Source organism: Paenibacillus sp. FSL M8-0212, from assembly GCF_038004645.1.
Taxonomy (GTDB): Bacteria; Bacillota; Bacilli; order Paenibacillales; family Paenibacillaceae; genus Paenibacillus.
Genome location: NZ_JBBORP010000001.1, coordinates 2,284,459 through 2,301,234 on the forward strand (window position 1 = coordinate 2,284,459; position 16,776 = coordinate 2,301,234).

Annotated in this window: 14 protein-coding genes and 1 tRNA gene; 3 read left to right on the forward strand and 12 right to left on the reverse strand. The window is 45.5% G+C overall.

All coding sequences use genetic code 11. The features are described from left to right. Positions 1-419: 419 nt before the first annotated feature. Together MKX68_RS10135 and clpP are read left to right on the forward strand one after the other, a co-directional pair. A tRNA-Arg gene (locus MKX68_RS10135) sits at positions 420-494 on the forward strand. 176 nt (positions 495-670) lie between these two features. Beyond that, entirely contained in the window at positions 671-1,267 is a 597-nt protein-coding gene (clpP, locus tag MKX68_RS10140) for an ATP-dependent Clp endopeptidase proteolytic subunit ClpP (RefSeq protein WP_017691245.1), read from the forward strand. A 166-nt stretch (positions 1,268-1,433) separates the two neighbouring features. On the opposite strand, the gene MKX68_RS10145 is transcribed toward clpP, so the two are convergent. From MKX68_RS10145 to MKX68_RS10190, 10 genes are all read right to left on the reverse strand, one after another. Then, positions 1,434-2,531 carry a stalk domain-containing protein gene (locus MKX68_RS10145; protein WP_338589902.1) on the reverse strand — a complete coding sequence of 366 codons (1,098 nt, stop codon included), beginning with the start codon at positions 2,529-2,531 and terminating at the stop codon, positions 1,434-1,436. Positions 2,532-2,919: 388 nt separating this feature from the next. Further along, positions 2,920-3,672 carry an SIMPL domain-containing protein gene (locus MKX68_RS10150; protein WP_340911264.1) on the reverse strand — a complete coding sequence of 251 codons (753 nt, stop codon included), beginning with the start codon at positions 3,670-3,672 and terminating at the stop codon, positions 2,920-2,922. A gap of 156 nt (positions 3,673-3,828) precedes the next feature. Next, positions 3,829-4,098 carry an HPr family phosphocarrier protein gene (locus MKX68_RS10155; protein WP_017691248.1) on the reverse strand — a complete coding sequence of 90 codons (270 nt, stop codon included), beginning with the start codon at positions 4,096-4,098 and terminating at the stop codon, positions 3,829-3,831. A gap of 255 nt (positions 4,099-4,353) precedes the next feature. Beyond that, positions 4,354-5,292 carry a DNA-binding protein WhiA gene (gene whiA / locus MKX68_RS10160; protein WP_091038642.1) on the reverse strand — a complete coding sequence of 313 codons (939 nt, stop codon included), beginning with the start codon at positions 5,290-5,292 and terminating at the stop codon, positions 4,354-4,356. 6 nt (positions 5,293-5,298) lie between these two features. Beyond that, positions 5,299-6,285, reverse strand: a complete 987-nt coding sequence (locus MKX68_RS10165; RefSeq protein ID WP_017691250.1) for a gluconeogenesis factor YvcK family protein — start codon at positions 6,283-6,285, stop codon at positions 5,299-5,301. Positions 6,286-6,298: 13 nt separating this feature from the next. After that, the gene (gene rapZ, locus MKX68_RS10170) at positions 6,299-7,198 is read right to left on the reverse strand and encodes an RNase adapter RapZ (protein ID WP_047841457.1); all 900 of its coding nucleotides are present in this window, start codon (positions 7,196-7,198) and stop codon (positions 6,299-6,301) included. A gap of 51 nt (positions 7,199-7,249) precedes the next feature. Beyond that, the gene (locus MKX68_RS10175) at positions 7,250-8,200 is read right to left on the reverse strand and encodes an ROK family glucokinase (RefSeq protein ID WP_062837749.1); all 951 of its coding nucleotides are present in this window, start codon (positions 8,198-8,200) and stop codon (positions 7,250-7,252) included. A gap of 455 nt (positions 8,201-8,655) precedes the next feature. Continuing rightward, positions 8,656-9,726: an AI-2E family transporter gene (locus MKX68_RS10180; protein ID WP_340911267.1), complete on the reverse strand. Its 1,071-nt coding sequence runs from the start codon at positions 9,724-9,726 to the stop codon at positions 8,656-8,658. Positions 9,727-9,849: 123 nt separating this feature from the next. Next, complete coding sequence (trxB, locus tag MKX68_RS10185; protein ID WP_036674745.1) at positions 9,850-10,809, reverse strand: thioredoxin-disulfide reductase; 960 nt, start codon at positions 10,807-10,809, stop codon at positions 9,850-9,852. Between the two features lie 171 nt (positions 10,810-10,980). Further along, positions 10,981-12,714 (reverse strand): tetratricopeptide repeat protein, encoded by a 1,734-nt coding sequence (locus MKX68_RS10190; RefSeq protein ID WP_338589890.1) that lies wholly within the window; start codon positions 12,712-12,714, stop codon positions 10,981-10,983. Positions 12,715-13,172: 458 nt separating this feature from the next. On the opposite strand from MKX68_RS10190, the gene MKX68_RS10195 reads away from it, so the two are divergent. Further along, entirely contained in the window at positions 13,173-13,625 is a 453-nt protein-coding gene (locus MKX68_RS10195; RefSeq protein WP_340911269.1) for a hypothetical protein, read from the forward strand. Positions 13,626-13,763: 138 nt separating this feature from the next. Here the strand turns inward: MKX68_RS10195 and MKX68_RS10200 are convergent, their stop codons facing one another. Both MKX68_RS10200 and MKX68_RS10205 read right to left on the reverse strand, forming a co-directional pair. Next, positions 13,764-15,515 carry a hypothetical protein gene (locus MKX68_RS10200; RefSeq protein WP_340911271.1) on the reverse strand — a complete coding sequence of 584 codons (1,752 nt, stop codon included), beginning with the start codon at positions 15,513-15,515 and terminating at the stop codon, positions 13,764-13,766. A gap of 255 nt (positions 15,516-15,770) precedes the next feature. Continuing rightward, positions 15,771-16,721: a sugar phosphate isomerase/epimerase family protein gene (locus MKX68_RS10205; RefSeq protein WP_340911274.1), complete on the reverse strand. Its 951-nt coding sequence runs from the start codon at positions 16,719-16,721 to the stop codon at positions 15,771-15,773. Positions 16,722-16,776 lie beyond the last annotated feature (55 nt).

Here is a 16,776-nt window from a genome sequence, read left to right on the forward strand (position 1 = left end):
ACTCCCGCAAGTTCTCGTTCTAAGCTCTCTTTCGTGGCCCTAAAACGTCCCGGGTTAACTTTTTAAGTCCCACGTCTATTCTACCTAAAACTGACGTGACATGCAAGTGTTTCAACGTGTTATTTCGACACGCATTCAGCGTTTGTACGCGCCTATTTTCACAATCCTAGACTTCCATGATCAAGGACTAGCTCACGCATACCATATATAGAAGAAACGAAAGAATTCCATCTACATATCGCTCAGAAACACATTTCATACGGCATGTCCAAAACCTCTAATAGCATTTACTTAAATGCACTCTTTATCCACTCTTCTTCATCATGATCATTTTTGGGTTAATCCAAACCAATACCACAACGAACTGCTTGCAATTAAATATTTCATGAGCTATAATCATTATTGCTGTCACATAATGTGCGCCCGTGGTCCAATGGATATGACGTAGGCCTCCGAAGCCTGAGATCCAAGTTCGATTCTTGGCGGGCGCGCCATTTTTATTTAACAGCTCATAACCCATTTAACCAATGAAACCGGAAAGGTTTCTTTTTTTTGTAAGTTAGTTTGACTTTCTTTGACTTTTTGTTTGGAATTGTTTATTATGTGGGTAATACGGTAACAGTTTAATTATAAACACCAATAACATTTACATTCCAAGGAGGTTTTTCACGTGAGTTTTATTCCAATGGTCGTTGAACAGAGCAACCGGGGTGAGCGCGCCTACGACATCTACTCCAGATTGCTGAAGGATCGTATTATTTTCCTTGGTAGCGATGTTAATGACGTAGTGGCTAATGCCATTATGGCACAGATGTTGTTCCTGGCTGCGGAAGATCCGGAGAAAGACATTCACTTATACATCAACAGCCCAGGCGGATCGATTACAGCCGGTATGGCGATTTACGATACAATGCAATTCATCAAACCGGATGTATCTACCATCTGTGTAGGTATGGCGGCTTCCATGGGTGCATTCTTGTTGAATGCCGGTGCAAAAGGTAAACGTTTTGCATTACCAAACAGTGAAATTATGATTCACCAACCACTTGGTGGTGCACAAGGTCAGGCTTCTGACATCGAAATCCGTGCTCGTCGCATTTTGAAAATGCGTGATACGTTGAACCGCATCATCTCTGAGCGTTCAGGTCAACCTCTGGAGCGGATTGAGAAAGATACAGATCGTGACTACTTCATGAGTGCTGCTGAAGCTGCCGATTACGGTATCATTGATAAAGTTATTGAAAACGTAGGTTCCCAAGGAATCTAAGTGTTAGTTAGACCACGGTCTTCGCGTTAATATATCAATACCTAACGTAATCAGCAACACCTCATTGTGTTGTCTATACGAGAAGAAGCCCTCATCATGATCATGATGAGGGCTTCTTTTTTCATTTTATAAGAAAAATAACTTAAGAGTGCATAATAATGATTCTTTATTTGGTTCCCGTTACATCGCTAAATGGTTCTGTGCCTTTAGGAAGAATCTCTTTATACGTAAATGGCATTTCAGGGAATCCCTCTGCGTACGCTGTATACTCATACAGCTGGAAGAACACGACCACACCCGTTGGTGTAACATAGAAATCCTGATCTTTATTTAACCCTTTATACCCATCGAGGTATCCACCGCGGGCTTTCAGTTGCTCGCCCACTTTTTTACCCAACGTCTCACGCATGGTTTTGTTATTTTGCAGCACATCATCTAATGTAAGCTCCTTACCTGTGTCCAGTGCAAAGGTGTGGCCCGTACGGTATGTCATACCATGAGCGCCAGCATAATCTTCGTATCGTTGTGTAATGAGTCCCAGCACGCCTTTTTCGTTGTACGTCACTACATAAGAGCTCTCAAATGCATATGGACGGTTGGCTGTAGCACCGCCGAATTCAGATGTCTGTTTCTTGAAGTCAGCTACATAAGCATCCACTTCGTCTTTCAGCACTTTGTTGATCGCTGCTTCAGCTTCTTTGCTGGCAAGTCCACTCACCTGTGGATATTGAACATCTACTTCAGCATTTTTTACAGTAACATTAACTGTTGCCGCTTTAATTTTAACGTTATTTTGTTTCACCTTGCTGAGTGTCAACGTTTTGGTTTTGCCATCCCAATTCCCCTGTACACCCAGATAATCTCTCATTGCCGAGAATGGGATATATAATCGACCCTGAATCAATTTCGCTTCCACCTGAGGGTAATAACCGTTAATATAAACGTTTGGCTGTCCATCCATCAGGCTAACGGTCATCGCATTGTTGGCTGCTGTTACCGTATATGACTTGGTTTTCGCATCATATTTCAGCGTTCCACCTGCCACATCTTTAACTGCAGTAAGAGAGACCCAAGTTGAGCCACCTTGAAGAAGTCCTTTTTGAGTCAGTGTTTTCCCACCCGATTTCAGAGTTACCTCAGCCGGGGTTGTCACTTTCGAGGATACCGATGCTGCCTGAACCGAACTGTCCTGCCATACCGAACCGCTACCTACAATAATTCCTGCTGCGAGCAAAGCACTTGTCCATTTTTTCCATGATGTCATATATAAAACTCCTCTCTGAATTCACAATTAGGGATCATTGCGTATGTAGTCCTGATCTGATCGCATATCTCATACGCTCACCTCTCTATTATAATTAACCCGATTTCGGAAAGGTTTACAGCTCGAGTTACAATGTTGATGAATATCAAGCGGAAAATATAACGGGATATGACCTTTTTGTCACGAACAACTATACAAAAAAGATACCAATAACCAGCATTTCTTGTTGCTTCAAAAAGGCACCCTCCTATCTAACTTCATCAAAGTTTGCTTTTCCAACAAAAAAAGACTCTGTCCACAGGACAAAGTCTTTGTCATCATTTCGTTGTACCCTTCAAATGACCCTTGAAAAGGTTACTTGAGCTTACAATCCTTAGTTCAATCTTGTTTATTTCATTTCATACGTGATATTCAGGATTGTGCTAACTTTAACTTGGCCTGTTTCAATCTCAGTGCCACCTGCTGTATCTTGTGCTTTGGACATCAGCGCCTCACTTGCATAGAATACAGGCACATTGCCATCACCTTGGCTCACGGAAAGAACAGCACCCAGTTGACGTTTAACTGCTTTTGCAATGGCGCCTGCTTTCACATCTGCATTGGCAACAGCTTTCTCAATCACTTGGGACTCATAACTTTCCGGATTTTCTACAGTAAAGCGCACGTTTTCAATGTTGTTGGCACCTGCCCCCGAAGCAGCATCGAGCAACTCGCCAATCTTATCCATCTCACGATATGTGACAGTCAGCGTATGATGCGCTGTGTATCCTTTAATTTGTTGTCCGTCTTTTTCGCTATACGTATAGTTGGGTTGTACAGAGAACTGACTCGTTTGAATGTCGTCTGCACTGATCTTCCACGTATTCTTCAGCAAGTTGGATACCTTTTGAACTTTCGCAGCATTCGCTTTTTGAGCAGATGCAGCTGTCTCTGCAGTACTGTTCACACCAATGGACAGATAAGCGATATCAGGCTTCACCTGAATCTCACCTTTACCCACAACATTAATCACATTCTGTTGTACTCCCTGAACTTCTGCAGCGTAAGCATAGTTACCTGGTGCAACCCATGCTGTTCCTCCAACAAGCAACGTACTTGCCACCAGCACCGCACCAAACGGTTTCATCCATTGTTTACCCATCACGATAGCCTCCTTATGTGTTAACATCTCAAACTTTAATCGATTTGATACCTTAACAGACGGGACAAATTCCATAATGTTGCACTTGACGATAGCAAATACGTCAATAACGCAAAAAAGCCCCTTTCGGGACTTCTTCATTGGATTGATCATATCTTATTGGTTTTCGAGCTCTTCCTTGCTTACCAGACTAACTAAAGCGTTTACAGCCTGTTCGGCATCCGCGCCTTCTGCACTAATCTGGATTTCCGTACCTGTGCTAATTGCAAGGCTCATGATCCCCATGATACTTTTTGCATTAACTTTTTTGTCGTCCTTCTCGACGAACACTTCAGACGAGTACTTATTCGCTTCTTGAACGAACAGTGCCGCAGGTCTGGCATGGAGACCCGTTTTCAAACGGACAACTACCGGGTGCTTTGTCATGGAAACTTACCCCCTATTATGAAATCTGGACATTAAATACACAATTATATTTATACAACATTATACCATTAACCCGTGCAGGACACTAGAAGAAAAAACTCAAAGTGCTTTAGAGGACATTATCTTGCCCTAATTTCATCTTTTGCACAGCGCATCCAATGACCTAAGTAAGTTCCCTAGGTCCTTAACGGTTGACTTTCCCGGCCTTTCTGTTCAGCAGAAACAGCCGACCTTGTTACTTTACCCTACGCCGTCTTAACCATAACGTTCTGTGCGTACTTTCTCAGCCAGCTCATCAATTTTACGAAGCCGATGGTTCACTCCCGACTTGCTAACTGTACCTTTAAGGAGTTCGCCTACTTCTTTCAAATTGATATCTGGATGAGCGAGTCGAACCTCCGCCACCTCGCGAAGTTTCTCAGGCAACGATTCCAGACCAACTTCCTTTTGTAACAACCGGATATTATCGATTTGTCTTACCGCCGCTCCAATCGTTTTATTCAGGTTGGCGGTCTCACAATTGACAATCCGGTTAACGGAGTTACGCATATCACGCATAATTCGTACATCTTCAAACTTGAACAAGGCCTGATGAGCACCAATGATGCTGAGCAGCTCAATGATTTTCTCGCCTTCCTTAATGTATAGGATGAATCCTTTTTTCCGTTCTATACACCGGGCATTCAGATGAAATTCATTGGCCAGGTCAACCAGTGCCTGACAGTGCTCTTCATACATGGACGCAATCTCCAGATGGTACGAGGAACCTTCCGGATTATTAACCGATCCACCGGCCAGAAATGCACCGCGAAGATAGGCACGTTTACAACAGTTCTGCTGAAATAACTCCGTATTAATTCCTGGCGTAAACAGAAAACCTTCCGATACAATATGAAGACTGTTGAGAATCTCTTGTACCATAGTTGGAATTCGAACAATATATACATTGTTCTTTTTCAGCCGCATTTTTTTGCGGACCAGTAGTTCCGTATGCACTTGAAAATGCTTTTTAAGCAGAGAGTATGCCCGTCTTGCAATGGCGGCATTCTCCGTCGAAATATCCAAGATCACTTTTTTATTCGATAACTGCACTGCACCAAGCATACGGATGAGGGCTGAAAGTTCCGCCTTTTCGCAGCACGGTTCGCTCTCGATCATGGTTAACTCTTTTTTGGTCTGTGCTGCAAACGACATGGGACTTCACCTCTTCCGTAACATCCAATTTTGTACCAGTTGGTAGATGTGATGACTTAACTTGTCGGCATCATGACGCAGATAGGTTTTGAACAGAACAAGAGTATCTGCAACCACCTGATAGCCGGCACTTTCGAGTACATTCATATCCAGCACAACCGGTTTTGCTCCTTTTTCCGCATACTTATTCTGCACTTGTAGCGGAATATCACCATTATTTACGATGACATAGTCGAAGAGCTGATGACCTATATGCTCGTGTACCGCCTTAAGGTGGTCACTTACCGTATAGTTATCCGTTTCTCCCGGCTGTGTCATAACATTACAGATAAACATCTTCACCGCATCAGCCTCTACCACAGCTTCTGCAAGCTTAGGTACGAGCAGATTGGGAAGGATGCTTGTATAGAGGCTGCCTGGCCCGATCAGAATGGCGTCAGCTTGACGAATGGCCTCTACTGCCTCTGGCAACGGCTCCACGTGATCCGGTTCAAGGAAAACACGTTTGATGCGTCCACCTGCCTCAGGGATCTTGGACTCGCCTGTAATAATTGTCCCATCTTCCATCTCGGCATGCAACACAACGGCCTGGCCTGCGGCTGGCAATACCTCACCTCGAACGGCAAACACGCGGCTAAGCTCCCGCACTGCGGTCACAAAGTCGCCCGAAATATCCGTCATTGCAGCCAAAATCAAATTTCCCAAGCTGTGGCCTGCAAGCCCCGCGCCTGTATTGAAACGGTACTTCAACATATCTGAAAGCAATGGTTCTACATCAGCCAGTGCCGTAAGCACGTTGCGAATGTCGCCCGGAGGCGGCATCTGTAGCTCATTGCGCAGGATGCCTGAACTTCCACCGTCATCTGCAACTGTGACGATGGCCGTGATATCTAGCGGCTTCTCTTTCAAACCGCGCAACATCACGGACAATCCGGTTCCGCCGCCCATTACAACTATTCTCGGACGTTCTCTTCGTGGTCCGGCCTCTTTCATCCCTTCACCCTCTTCAATGACGGTCCCGGTCAGCGTCGCGATGGCTCACGGTAACAGCTTCTGTCTCGCTGCTTCCCAACATCTTGCCCAAATATTCCGATATTGCTACCGAACGATGCTTGCCTCCGGTACAGCCGATTCCAATAATAACCTGGCTTTTGCCTTCCTTCCGGTATTGCGGAATCAGGAAATGCAGCATATCCAGCAGCTTGGTCAGAAACGCCTGTGTCTCTGGCCACTTCATAACATATTCGTACACATCACTATTCTGTCCCGTATTTGGTCGCAAATGCTCAATATAATGCGGATTCGGTAAAAAACGTACATCAAACACCAGATCAGCATCAATCGGAATGCCATACTTGAATCCAAACGACGTAATATTCACCGACAACATTTGGCTTTCCAGATGAGAAAAGCGGGATATGATGCGTTCTTTCAGTTGAGCAGGCTTCATTGTACTAGTATTCAATACCTGAGTCGCAGAGTTTTTGAGTTCCTCCAACATCTTGCGTTCCAGTCGGATGCCGTCCAGCGGCATGCCCTCAGGAGCCAGTGGATGTCTGCGCCTGCTTTCTTTGTAACGCTGAACAAGTACAGAATCTGTAGCATCCAGGAATAAAATTTCGCAATGAATGGTAAAATGATCTTTAATATAGTTCAAAGACTCGGACAGAGCCGTAAAGAATTCACGCCCGCGCAGATCGATAACCAATGCAACCTTACCAATCTTGCCGTTTGACTGTTCAATTAGTTCCGCAAATTTCGGAATCAATACCGGTGGCAGATTATCCACACAGAAGAAACCCAGATCTTCCAGGCTTTGTACTGCAATGGTTTTACCTGCCCCGGACATGCCCGTAATGATAATGAGCGTGGCGCCTGTGCCTGGTGAGCCTTCACCTTCAAGCATAAATGTCCCCTCCTTATCATATTGCTGTATTCATATATTGTTACGAGGTTACTAGGAACGCAAGAGAAGACCTGCCGCACCCACAATACCTGCATTATTACCAAGTGTAGCTTCCAGAATCTGAACCCCTTCTTGCAGTGGTTCAGGTGTCAATTTAGCAAATACAGTACGGATTTCATCAAACAAGAAATTGCCCGCTTTGGATACGCCACCACCAATGATGAACATCTCCGGGTTAATGACAGCAGCTACAGTAGCCATGGACTTGCCCAGGTAGAAGGCCGCACGGTTTACAATGCGCTGTGCCACTTCATCGCCTGCCTTGGCAGCATCAAATACTTCTTTGGCTGCAATCTTGTCGACAAGTGCCAGTGACGTATGATCACCACGTTCTACTGCATCCTTCGCCATACGGATAATTCCTGTTGCAGACGATACTGTTTCTACACATCCCATTTTACCACAACCGCACTTGATGGCCTCCAAGTCAGGTACAACACTGATATGACCCAGCTCACCAGCCATACCCGAGAAGCCTTGATAGATGTTCCCATTCAAGATCAAGCCTCCGCCAACGCCTGTGCCGAGTGTATAACATACGCAGTTGTCTACGCCTTTGCCGGCACCTGCCCATACTTCACCCAGTGCAGCCACGTTTGCATCGTTATCTATTTTGATTGGCTTGCCCAGACGTTCTTCCAGAATCGAACGAATGGCCACATTCCGAAATCCAATGTTAGGGGCATGAACGATAATTCCCTCGCGTACATTCGTGAAACCGGCCACTCCAGCACCTACACCCTCAAGCTGTTCCCAACTGTATGGTGATTCGGCTACGATATGTCGGACATACTTCTCGATGTTGGCGATGACCGTGTCTACGCCCTTATCCACTTCAGTCGGTCCTTCATACGTATGCATTAGCTGACCTTGTTCATCGCATATACCGACCTTGATTGCTGTTCCGCCGAGATCGACCCCAACGTAGATTTTCTCAGACATGCTGCAAGCCACCTTTATCTATCTAAAATAGTTTAAGTCCTACGTACCAACTATAATTGAAGGATACGCCTGGGTCAAGACGATAAGAACTCGGATACACCATGCTCCGTTAGGGTTGTGAACCACATCACATAGCATTTTTGAATACGTATACAATCTTATTACCTTCATTTATAAACGCACGCTTCATTCCTTCCTCCATAACAGAGGAAGCCTCAACTCATGATATTGCATCTTCACTCGTTCCATTCATAAAAGATCAACATCGTCCCCTCAGATAGGTGACTCGTCTTATTCACCCCACCACCTGTCATTCTCACGCAGAGAGCTATCTAATGGCGGTTTTGCCAACAAAAAAGCGCCTTCCATAATTGGAAGGCACCCTTACTTTTTCAAAAGAATCTGATGTTGTTTAACTTGGTTGAGCTCGATTAAACTCAGTTGATTTTTTAAAGTTATAACTTCGATTCCACACGTACCGGCTCTTCTGTCTTTTCCATCTTGTTCACATCCAGAATATCGAGCAGGAAAACAAAGATCGGAATACCAATGATTAGTCCCCAGATCCCCAGGAAGTGTTGCGACAGAATTAGTACGATAAAGGTGTAGAACATTGGCAATTTGGTCTTGTGTGCCATCAGTTTTGGATTCAGGAAGTACGTCTCCAAGGCATGAATAACAATAATCATGATGATCACAATAATGCTTAATTTCAGTCCACCCATCTGATACCCAATCAGACAGAGCGGTACAAGTGAGATGATAACCCCCGCAACAGGAACCAGACTGAGCATGAACACCAGAATGGTCAGAGCGAACAGATACGGGAAACCCAGAATCCATAAGCCCAGTATCGTCAGTACCGTATTAAACACCGCAATAAGAAGCTGTGCCTCAATGACTTTACCAAAAGAAGACACGAATTTGTCTCCCAGATAAGCTACTTCATTGTAGAACCATCCAATTTTACTTGTTTTGAACTTGGACGTGAACTTGGATATCTCCTGCTTCTGCAACAAGAAGAACAGACTCAAGATGATGACGAGCAGAATAAACTCCAGCCATTTGCTCAAAGCGAAAATATATTTCAATGCATCATTGGTGTAATTTTTAATATCGAAGGATTGAAGATAACCCGCAATTTTGGATGCAAAATTATCACCGTCTGCACTATCCAGAAATTTCATAATCTCGTTTGTCAACTGGACGACCTGATCCACGATCCGTGGTGAATATCTGGAAATGCCAAGCACAATGACTGCGATCACAATCATATAGAGCAGGATGACCACAACTTTATAGTTGATTGGAAACAACCGATTCAAACCACCTGTAATGAAATGCTGTAACCTGTTCATGACATACGTAACCAGGAACAACAGCAGAATCATGTGCAGCATACTCCCCATACTGAACAAAACTAAACAGAACAAGAGCAGGATCAAAAACCGTCTCACTGTCGCATTCTGTAACCAATCTTTTATCATTTCCCCCAAAATCTTCACCTCACAGCTAATATGCCCCATATGTATACGAACTCATGCCCACTGTAGTTTCAAAAAAAGAGAAGCCTTCCGGCTTCTCTCATTTCATGAGACTTCCCGTTGTCTCTTATTCCTAACATATGCCTAACCTCACGCATGTAATGCTTATTTATCCAACGTTTCGCTCCAATCATGGACAATGCTTCCTTCTAGGAACTTCTCACAATCCATGGCGGCCATACATCCGGATCCTGCAGCTGTAATGGCTTGACGATACTTCGTATCCTGAACATCACCACAGGCGAATACACCCGGAATATTGGTCTCGGTTGTTCCCGGTTTAACGACAACATAGCCATGTTCGTCCAGTGCGATCGCATTACCCAGGAATCCGGTATTCGGTGTGTGACCAATGGCAACGAATACGCCATCTGCTTCGAGCAACTCTTCCTGCCCCGTCTCGTTGTTGCGCACCTTCAGCCCTTTGACACCCAGCGCTTCAGGTACGACCTCGAGTGGAGTACGGTTCAGCGCCCACTTCACCTTTTCATTGCTACGAGCCCGATCCTGCATAATCTTGGATGCACGTAATTCATCCCGGCGGTGAACCAATGTCACGTCTGTTGCAAAACGAGTCAGGAAACTCGCTTCCTCCATCGCGGAGTCTCCACCGCCCACGACCACGATTTTTTTGCCTCGGAAGAAGAAGCCGTCACATGTCGCGCATGTACTTACACCACGTCCCACATTTTCCTGCTCGCCCGGAATACCAAGATAACGAGCGGAAGCACCTGTGGAGATAATGATCGATTCAGCTTCCAGTTCACCGATTCCTCCAACTTTGACCTTGAAGGGCGGTTTGCTGAAATCAACCTCTTCCACCCAACCGTTTTTAAATTCCGCTCCAAAACGTTCAGCTTGCTTACGCATGTTGTCCATAAGTTCCGGACCCATGATACCTTGCGGGAAACCGGGGAAATTCTCAACTTCCGTTGTCGTCGTCAATTGACCACCCGGCTGAAGACCTTCGATAACCAGTGGTTTCAGATTAGCACGAGCCAGATATATCGCTGCTGTCAGACCCGCAGGTCCCGTTCCGATCACAATCGTTCTGTATTTAGACATATAGATACAGCCTCCTTAATTAAGGTGAGAATGTGTTGTACTAGCGATGAACTTGCCAAGATGATATCCTACAGGCGTTTACGAGGCCCATTCGTTAAGTTTACCCGTTTTCCCGGTTGTTGTATCCTTCACCTGATGATGTCTTTCTGAAAACGAGTTGAAGCGAACTTTCTATACTAGTGGTGGCTTGCTGTTACAAACCGAATGAATCTGTTTAGCATACTTGCTAACCGTTGATGCCGATATCCCATACCGCTCAGCAATGCTTTGATAGGTAACGGGCCGACTGTGATTCTTCGCTGCCAAATATTCAAGTCCCGCAGCCCAACCCTCAATCTGTTTTGTACCCGGAACCTCCGGATGTACCCGGGATACATAATCCGTCCAGAGCCGTTCCATCTCTTGCTGCAACTCAGCCTTTGCTTCAGACATCTGTAACGCACGATCAACAACAGCCTGCCAATGGGAGGTTGAGCCACTGTCCGATTGCTCTGATGTGGATGGAACCTTCCCAATAGACTTCAAGGCTACAGGAGAAAAGGGTCGAACAACCTGAGAATTCCGATCCTCATGTTCAGCCGATTTCAATTCGTTCAGTACAGTTTGTGCTGCCTCAAGCAGATCCTGTTCTTCTCCAGGCTCTTCAATAAAGGATTGCAAAGCCTGCTGCACCTCATAGTCACCGATCATCCCAAGCGCATGAATAACCTGTAGCTTGGTTGCCCGATCACCATGACGCAATGCCCAGAAGAAAGATGAACGAATCAGTGGATCATTCTTCATTTCTTCAGGTATGCCACTACCATAGTTCTCCCACTGTCTGAACTGCTCATCAAATGGCAGATGATAGTGATAGCTCAGCTTCTCTGGCTCTTGCTCGCCTTGTTTTACAGCCTCAAGACCTGACAGATAATACCGGGATACTTCGGAACCCGGATCAAGCTTGGACACATGATGCCATAAACGCTCAGCAGCATCATAACGTTCTGTATTATAAGCCGCCACTGCTGCATAGTGAGCAAGTGCCGGATCAGCAGCTGTCTCTTCGTCCTTGAGCAAACGCCGGAAGTGAACATAAGCCGTATCGTGTTGGCCCAGAATTCCCATCGTTGTCGCCAGTTTGTAGACTTGTTCGTGCTGGAATGGCACGATGACCCGCAATTTTTTGATCAGAAGCAGCACTTGATCAGCCCGGTTCTCATTTTGATGGAAAATGGCCAGATTACAGAGTGCATGCAGATTACCTGGTTCTTGTTCAAGCACTTCGGCAATAGTCTCTTTTGCTTTGGAAAACAGACCCATATAATAGTAGGCGAGTGCCAGATTGTTACGGGCAGCCAAGTAATCAGGGTAATCAGAAGACATGCCTTCGAGCAATTCAGCAGCCTGTGCAAATTTCCCTTCTTCCAACAGTTCCCGTGCCTGATCGTGCTCCACTACACCTTTGCGTGATTTGATTCGATTCAGTTTGGTAGGACGATCCAGCTCATAATACAGGAGCTCCATCATCTCTTCGGCTTCCGTCATGAACTGACCTTGGGTGTCCTCCTCCAGATAGGTAACAAGTGCTTGCTCGGCTTCCTCAAACCGATCCATATTTGCATAATTGTTCGCCATATAGAAATAACATTCCGTCATCGACGGATCTACCACTTCCAGCACGTTAGCCAGAATGGCATTGGAGGCTTCGTAATCCCCCTTTTCCGATAATATACCCGCCATATTACAATGATTTACCGGATTTTCCGGTTCGTATTCAACAGCTTTGCGAAAATATTTTAATGCCTTGTCAACATGATTACGGTCCAGCGAGCGGACAGCTCTTTCAAAAAAGAAAGAAGCATCCAAGTGAATCGGTATAATATTGGCAAGGTGTCCCTCAGCCCGCACTAGCTTGCCCTTCATCTTCCAAGGCACCTCCTCTTTGCATTTCATTCATACTCTTCAGTATACCACATCTTAAGGCCCACTTCTCAATATGTAGTTTCATGTCGTTTATGAAAAAAATGCAAAAGAAGGTGATATTCCATTTTGCGGAAACCTATCACCTTAGAGCGTTGTTTATTCAAAGGAAACCCGTCTTTTCCTAGAGGCTCCTGCACTCGCTTGTCACAGGATTTCTTTGCAGTATTGCATTAGTCCACTCCTGTCGGATACGCGACGTCTAACTGGATTCGGATCGGATCGGTTATGATGAGATGAGTGTAGTTTATGGTATTATTATCCTTATTGTCCTTTTTAGTAGTTTATCTCCATTAAATGAAATCAAACAACCTGTATTGGCTCTGACCCTCAACCTTATGATTTGCGTATCTAATTATAAAAATAAAGGCGGCATCATTATTATTTAGGAGGATGTTATATTGATGATCTCGAAAATAAAACCAATTGTATTCATCTTAATATGCTTGTTTGCTTTGAATGGATGTTCAAAAGATATAGAAAACATAGAAAATAAGTTCACATTAGATGATGTACTGAGAGAGCTCGAGTCTCAAGAACTGGATTTAGTGTCCTTTGGTATCACCGGGTATCCTTTGAAATTAAATGATGTTGTACCTGAGGTGTACTCCGTTGAAACGCCAGGGCAAGAAGATCCGTACAACCCTGAATTTATACATTTTTATATTTTCGATTCTGATAAAGATCGCATCAACGGAACAAAAGAATTCAACAAACACATGGAAAGTGCCCATTTTACAACGTTCCCTTTTCTATATGAGAAAAGAAATGTTCTTATCGTTTACTGGAGCCAAACCAAAGATAATCCTCTGTTCACTAAACCAATAGAAACTGCGTTAGAGCAACTGAAATGATGATAGTCCATATATTACGGACTGAGCTTAACAGTGGGAATATCTTTTTAGAACGTTAATTGCAGTCATTCCTAAAAAAAGAAGACCGAGCATTTGGGCTCGGTCTTCTAACTGTTATGGCTTAAATATCTAATAAATCTAGATCTTCGACGCCATCGAAGGAGAAAGTGAAATTTGAATGGTTTTATCAAACGGTGTCATGAAATTGACCAGCACAACCTTGCACTTGTCCGGTAATTTTGCCTCCCGCACTGTTGCAGCCAGATGCCCCAGCTCGCCCCCGGTAATCTCCAGCCAGTCTTCTCCGCAGGTATAGCGTAATGTACCGCCTTTCCACAAATAGTGACCCTCACTCGTTTCAATTGCGTCCTCACAGGTCAGTTCACCTTCGCTTCCGAATACAAAGGACAACTGCATCATGATATCCTCCGGTTCCTGTCCAGATATATGCATGTTCCATCCGTTTTCCGTTGGCTGTAATTCTGCTCCTACACGGAAGGTCTGCTCATGAGTAAGCTGACGACTCTGATGAGGTAGCAAATACCATGGACTGATGGCTGATGCTGCTGATTCCGGTAACAGGTTTGCAGGAACTGGACCATAGTAGCCTTTTTTCTGCTCACCAGTCAGACGATACCCTTCGGACAGCCTCGTCATTTGCTGCATAGGTACATACCCTGGATTAAAGTAAGAGGCCAGTTGCACAGCCAGCAGACGCACATTGCCATGACGAAGAGCGAAGAAGGAAGGAACTTCTGTCATCACTGTCACGCTAGTAGCTCCATCCCGAATTCGGGCTACGGGAGCACCAAAGTCCGTATGCATCCGACTGTGAGAGATACGTCCGTGATGCCCTACTGCGTCCATCTGCTCCAGATATTCTCCCCGTACAAAATGTTCATTCAGCATGACCTCATACTGTTCCGGTAATGAATCACGTGCGTCATTTGTCTGCTGAAGCTCCGGCTCAAGCATTAATCGAATGAGCGTATTCACCGAGCATACACCCGGATCTGTCAGTGTATCTCCCGCCCAAGCTGCCATACCAGCAAAGAGTGGATCACCATCCAGCCGTGCCAAAATGGCATAAGGCAGGTAGTAAGGTGACAGATCATGAACACTGCCCAGATCCTGTCGCCCTGAATAATCTGTAACAATTTCACCCGTAGGATGGACCAGATACACCATCATGCGGAGATTAAGCCTCACCGGTTCCAGCAGTTCAGGACGATTGAGCAGGCGTGCAGCATGAATTAACATGATGTCGCTAACTGCGCTGTATATCCCATTGCTCCGTTCTGTCCACTCCCCATCGGGTGTAATATCCATGCCTTCATTCAACCACTGCTCTGCGCGCTGCACGGCTTCCTCCAGATCAAATAGTTCATGCAGGAAACCGAGCGCCGCGCATAGCACCCAACGATGATTGGGCGTATGACAACCTCCCGTAAGCATGGTCGGAATCGTGCGTTCCAGAAAGAGCCTCATATTGTTTAGTACAGGTTGCAGTGGCTCCCATTGCTGCTGCAGAAGAAGCTGATACAACTGTGAGTACCCCACAACGACAAAAGCAGTATCGGGAGGGGAATGGTAATTGGTCCAGCCTGGCGATATTGAACCGTCTTCATGCTGGAAGCGAAGTACAAATTCCGTAGCTAACAGCAGTCGATTTAACAACGCCTCATCCCGGTAATAGATGGAGTCCGGATTGGAGAGCGCAGCTCCCCAGTAACACATATCCGTGGGCGTTCCAGTCGTATGGTTGACCCAGGCAACACCTGTGAAGGGATCAATTGTCCCTCCATAGTAACGGCTTTCCGGGTCAAGCATCTGCCGGGATATGCCTCTTTCTACCGCTCTGTCATTACTGTCCACCAGTTGTTTGTACATGTGCAGTCCCCTCCATACCAATGCATTCTCCCGATGTGCGGAGTAAGTTACTTCAGTGCCATCAATTCAGACCGGAAGCTTACTCATATCGCCCGTAGGTGAGTTCATTTTTCTCGTCAGTATATATCATATTTCTACAAAAGTCGCTAGAAAATCTGTGCTTGTTTTACTACATATTTATGGGTCTCCGTCACTGAGAAAACAGTCGTTAAACACATGCTGTGAACACGCCAACTGTTCCCCACATCACCGCGCCTACTCTGTCACTCCAAGCTTCTTCATAAGCAAGTCATGACTCTCGTGGATCTCTTCTGCCTTACAGGCAGACTTCAACTCATACACTTTCACCTGTGCCCGGCGAATCATCGGCAGATAGGCGTCGTAGAAGTTCATATCCTTACTGTGCACATACGGGCACCAGTGATCAGAAAGACCAAGTGTCTCATGAATATGAACCCCTACAATATCATCCATCAGGCCCTGCATTTCTCCCACACTGTCATATAGGCCCAATCGGTCCATCATGATGGCATGACCCGTATCATACCAGATACCAACCGGAGCCCCTTTGAGAGCCGTAATGATGGTCTTGGCTTCGGCAAGGGTAGGAATCTGTTGTGGTCTGGATCTCGTCTCGATGCCAAAACGAACATCCAGACCCTTAGCTGCCGCCCGATTGCATACTTCATCCAGACTGGCGATAATTTTCTCCACATACCCTGAACTGAGGGCTTCCCGCCGCTCCATCAATTCAGCCCATTTGCTGCGATACTTCGGTGAATCCGGACCTTCCTCGTTATAGATCTTTCCAAGGTCTTTGCTGATATCCTCAGGAAAAGGTACCTCTCCGGGGTGCACAACAACAGCTTCCCCCCCATAACGCTGAGCATATTCAGCCGACTCTACCAGCAATTCGATCGCCCGCTTACGTTTCACTTCATCTTCGAAGCCGAGCAAGATGGAATCCGTACCGTAGTCTGGATCAGGGTCATGTGGAAAAGTGTTGTGGACACTAGAAATTCCGATCTCTCCACGCTCAATCATGGGCTCAATCGTAGTGAGCATCTCCTTCGTCACATTATAATTGAGCTCCACCCGACGAAAGCCGAGATCCGCAATCTCGCGTATCATATCTTCCCCGACATCATGTTTTCGAATATTCCAGCATGTGGAGAACGAGTATTCTCCCTTATCTCTTCCCTGCATATTACGTTCCTTCTCCTTCCCCAATTGTGATGTTTAGCGTGTATGGGAACTACGA

Bases quoted from the DNA above. Each gene is read 5' to 3' on its own strand.
- MKX68_RS10145 (WP_338589902.1), bottom strand. From the start codon at position 2,531: ATGACATCATGGAAAAAATGGACAAGTGCTTTGCTCGCAGCAGGAATT.
- MKX68_RS10155 (WP_017691248.1), bottom strand. From the start codon at position 4,098: ATGACAAAGCACCCGGTAGTTGTCCGTTTGAAAACGGGTCTCCATGCC.
- MKX68_RS10200 (WP_340911271.1), bottom strand. From the start codon at position 15,515: ATGTACAAACAACTGGTGGACAGTAATGACAGAGCGGTAGAAAGAGGC.
- MKX68_RS10205 (WP_340911274.1), bottom strand. From the start codon at position 16,721: ATGCAGGGAAGAGATAAGGGAGAATACTCGTTCTCCACATGCTGGAAT.
- MKX68_RS10175 (WP_062837749.1), bottom strand. From the start codon at position 8,200: ATGTCTGAGAAAATCTACGTTGGGGTCGATCTCGGCGGAACAGCAATC.
- whiA (WP_091038642.1), bottom strand. From the start codon at position 5,292: ATGTCGTTTGCAGCACAGACCAAAAAAGAGTTAACCATGATCGAGAGC.
- MKX68_RS10165 (WP_017691250.1), bottom strand. From the start codon at position 6,285: ATGAAAGAGGCCGGACCACGAAGAGAACGTCCGAGAATAGTTGTAATG.
- rapZ (WP_047841457.1), bottom strand. From the start codon at position 7,198: ATGCTTGAAGGTGAAGGCTCACCAGGCACAGGCGCCACGCTCATTATC.
- MKX68_RS10190 (WP_338589890.1), bottom strand. From the start codon at position 12,714: ATGAAGGGCAAGCTAGTGCGGGCTGAGGGACACCTTGCCAATATTATA.
- MKX68_RS10180 (WP_340911267.1), bottom strand. From the start codon at position 9,726: ATGGGGCATATTAGCTGTGAGGTGAAGATTTTGGGGGAAATGATAAAA.
- MKX68_RS10150 (WP_340911264.1), bottom strand. From the start codon at position 3,672: ATGGGTAAACAATGGATGAAACCGTTTGGTGCGGTGCTGGTGGCAAGT.
- trxB (WP_036674745.1), bottom strand. From the start codon at position 10,809: ATGTCTAAATACAGAACGATTGTGATCGGAACGGGACCTGCGGGTCTG.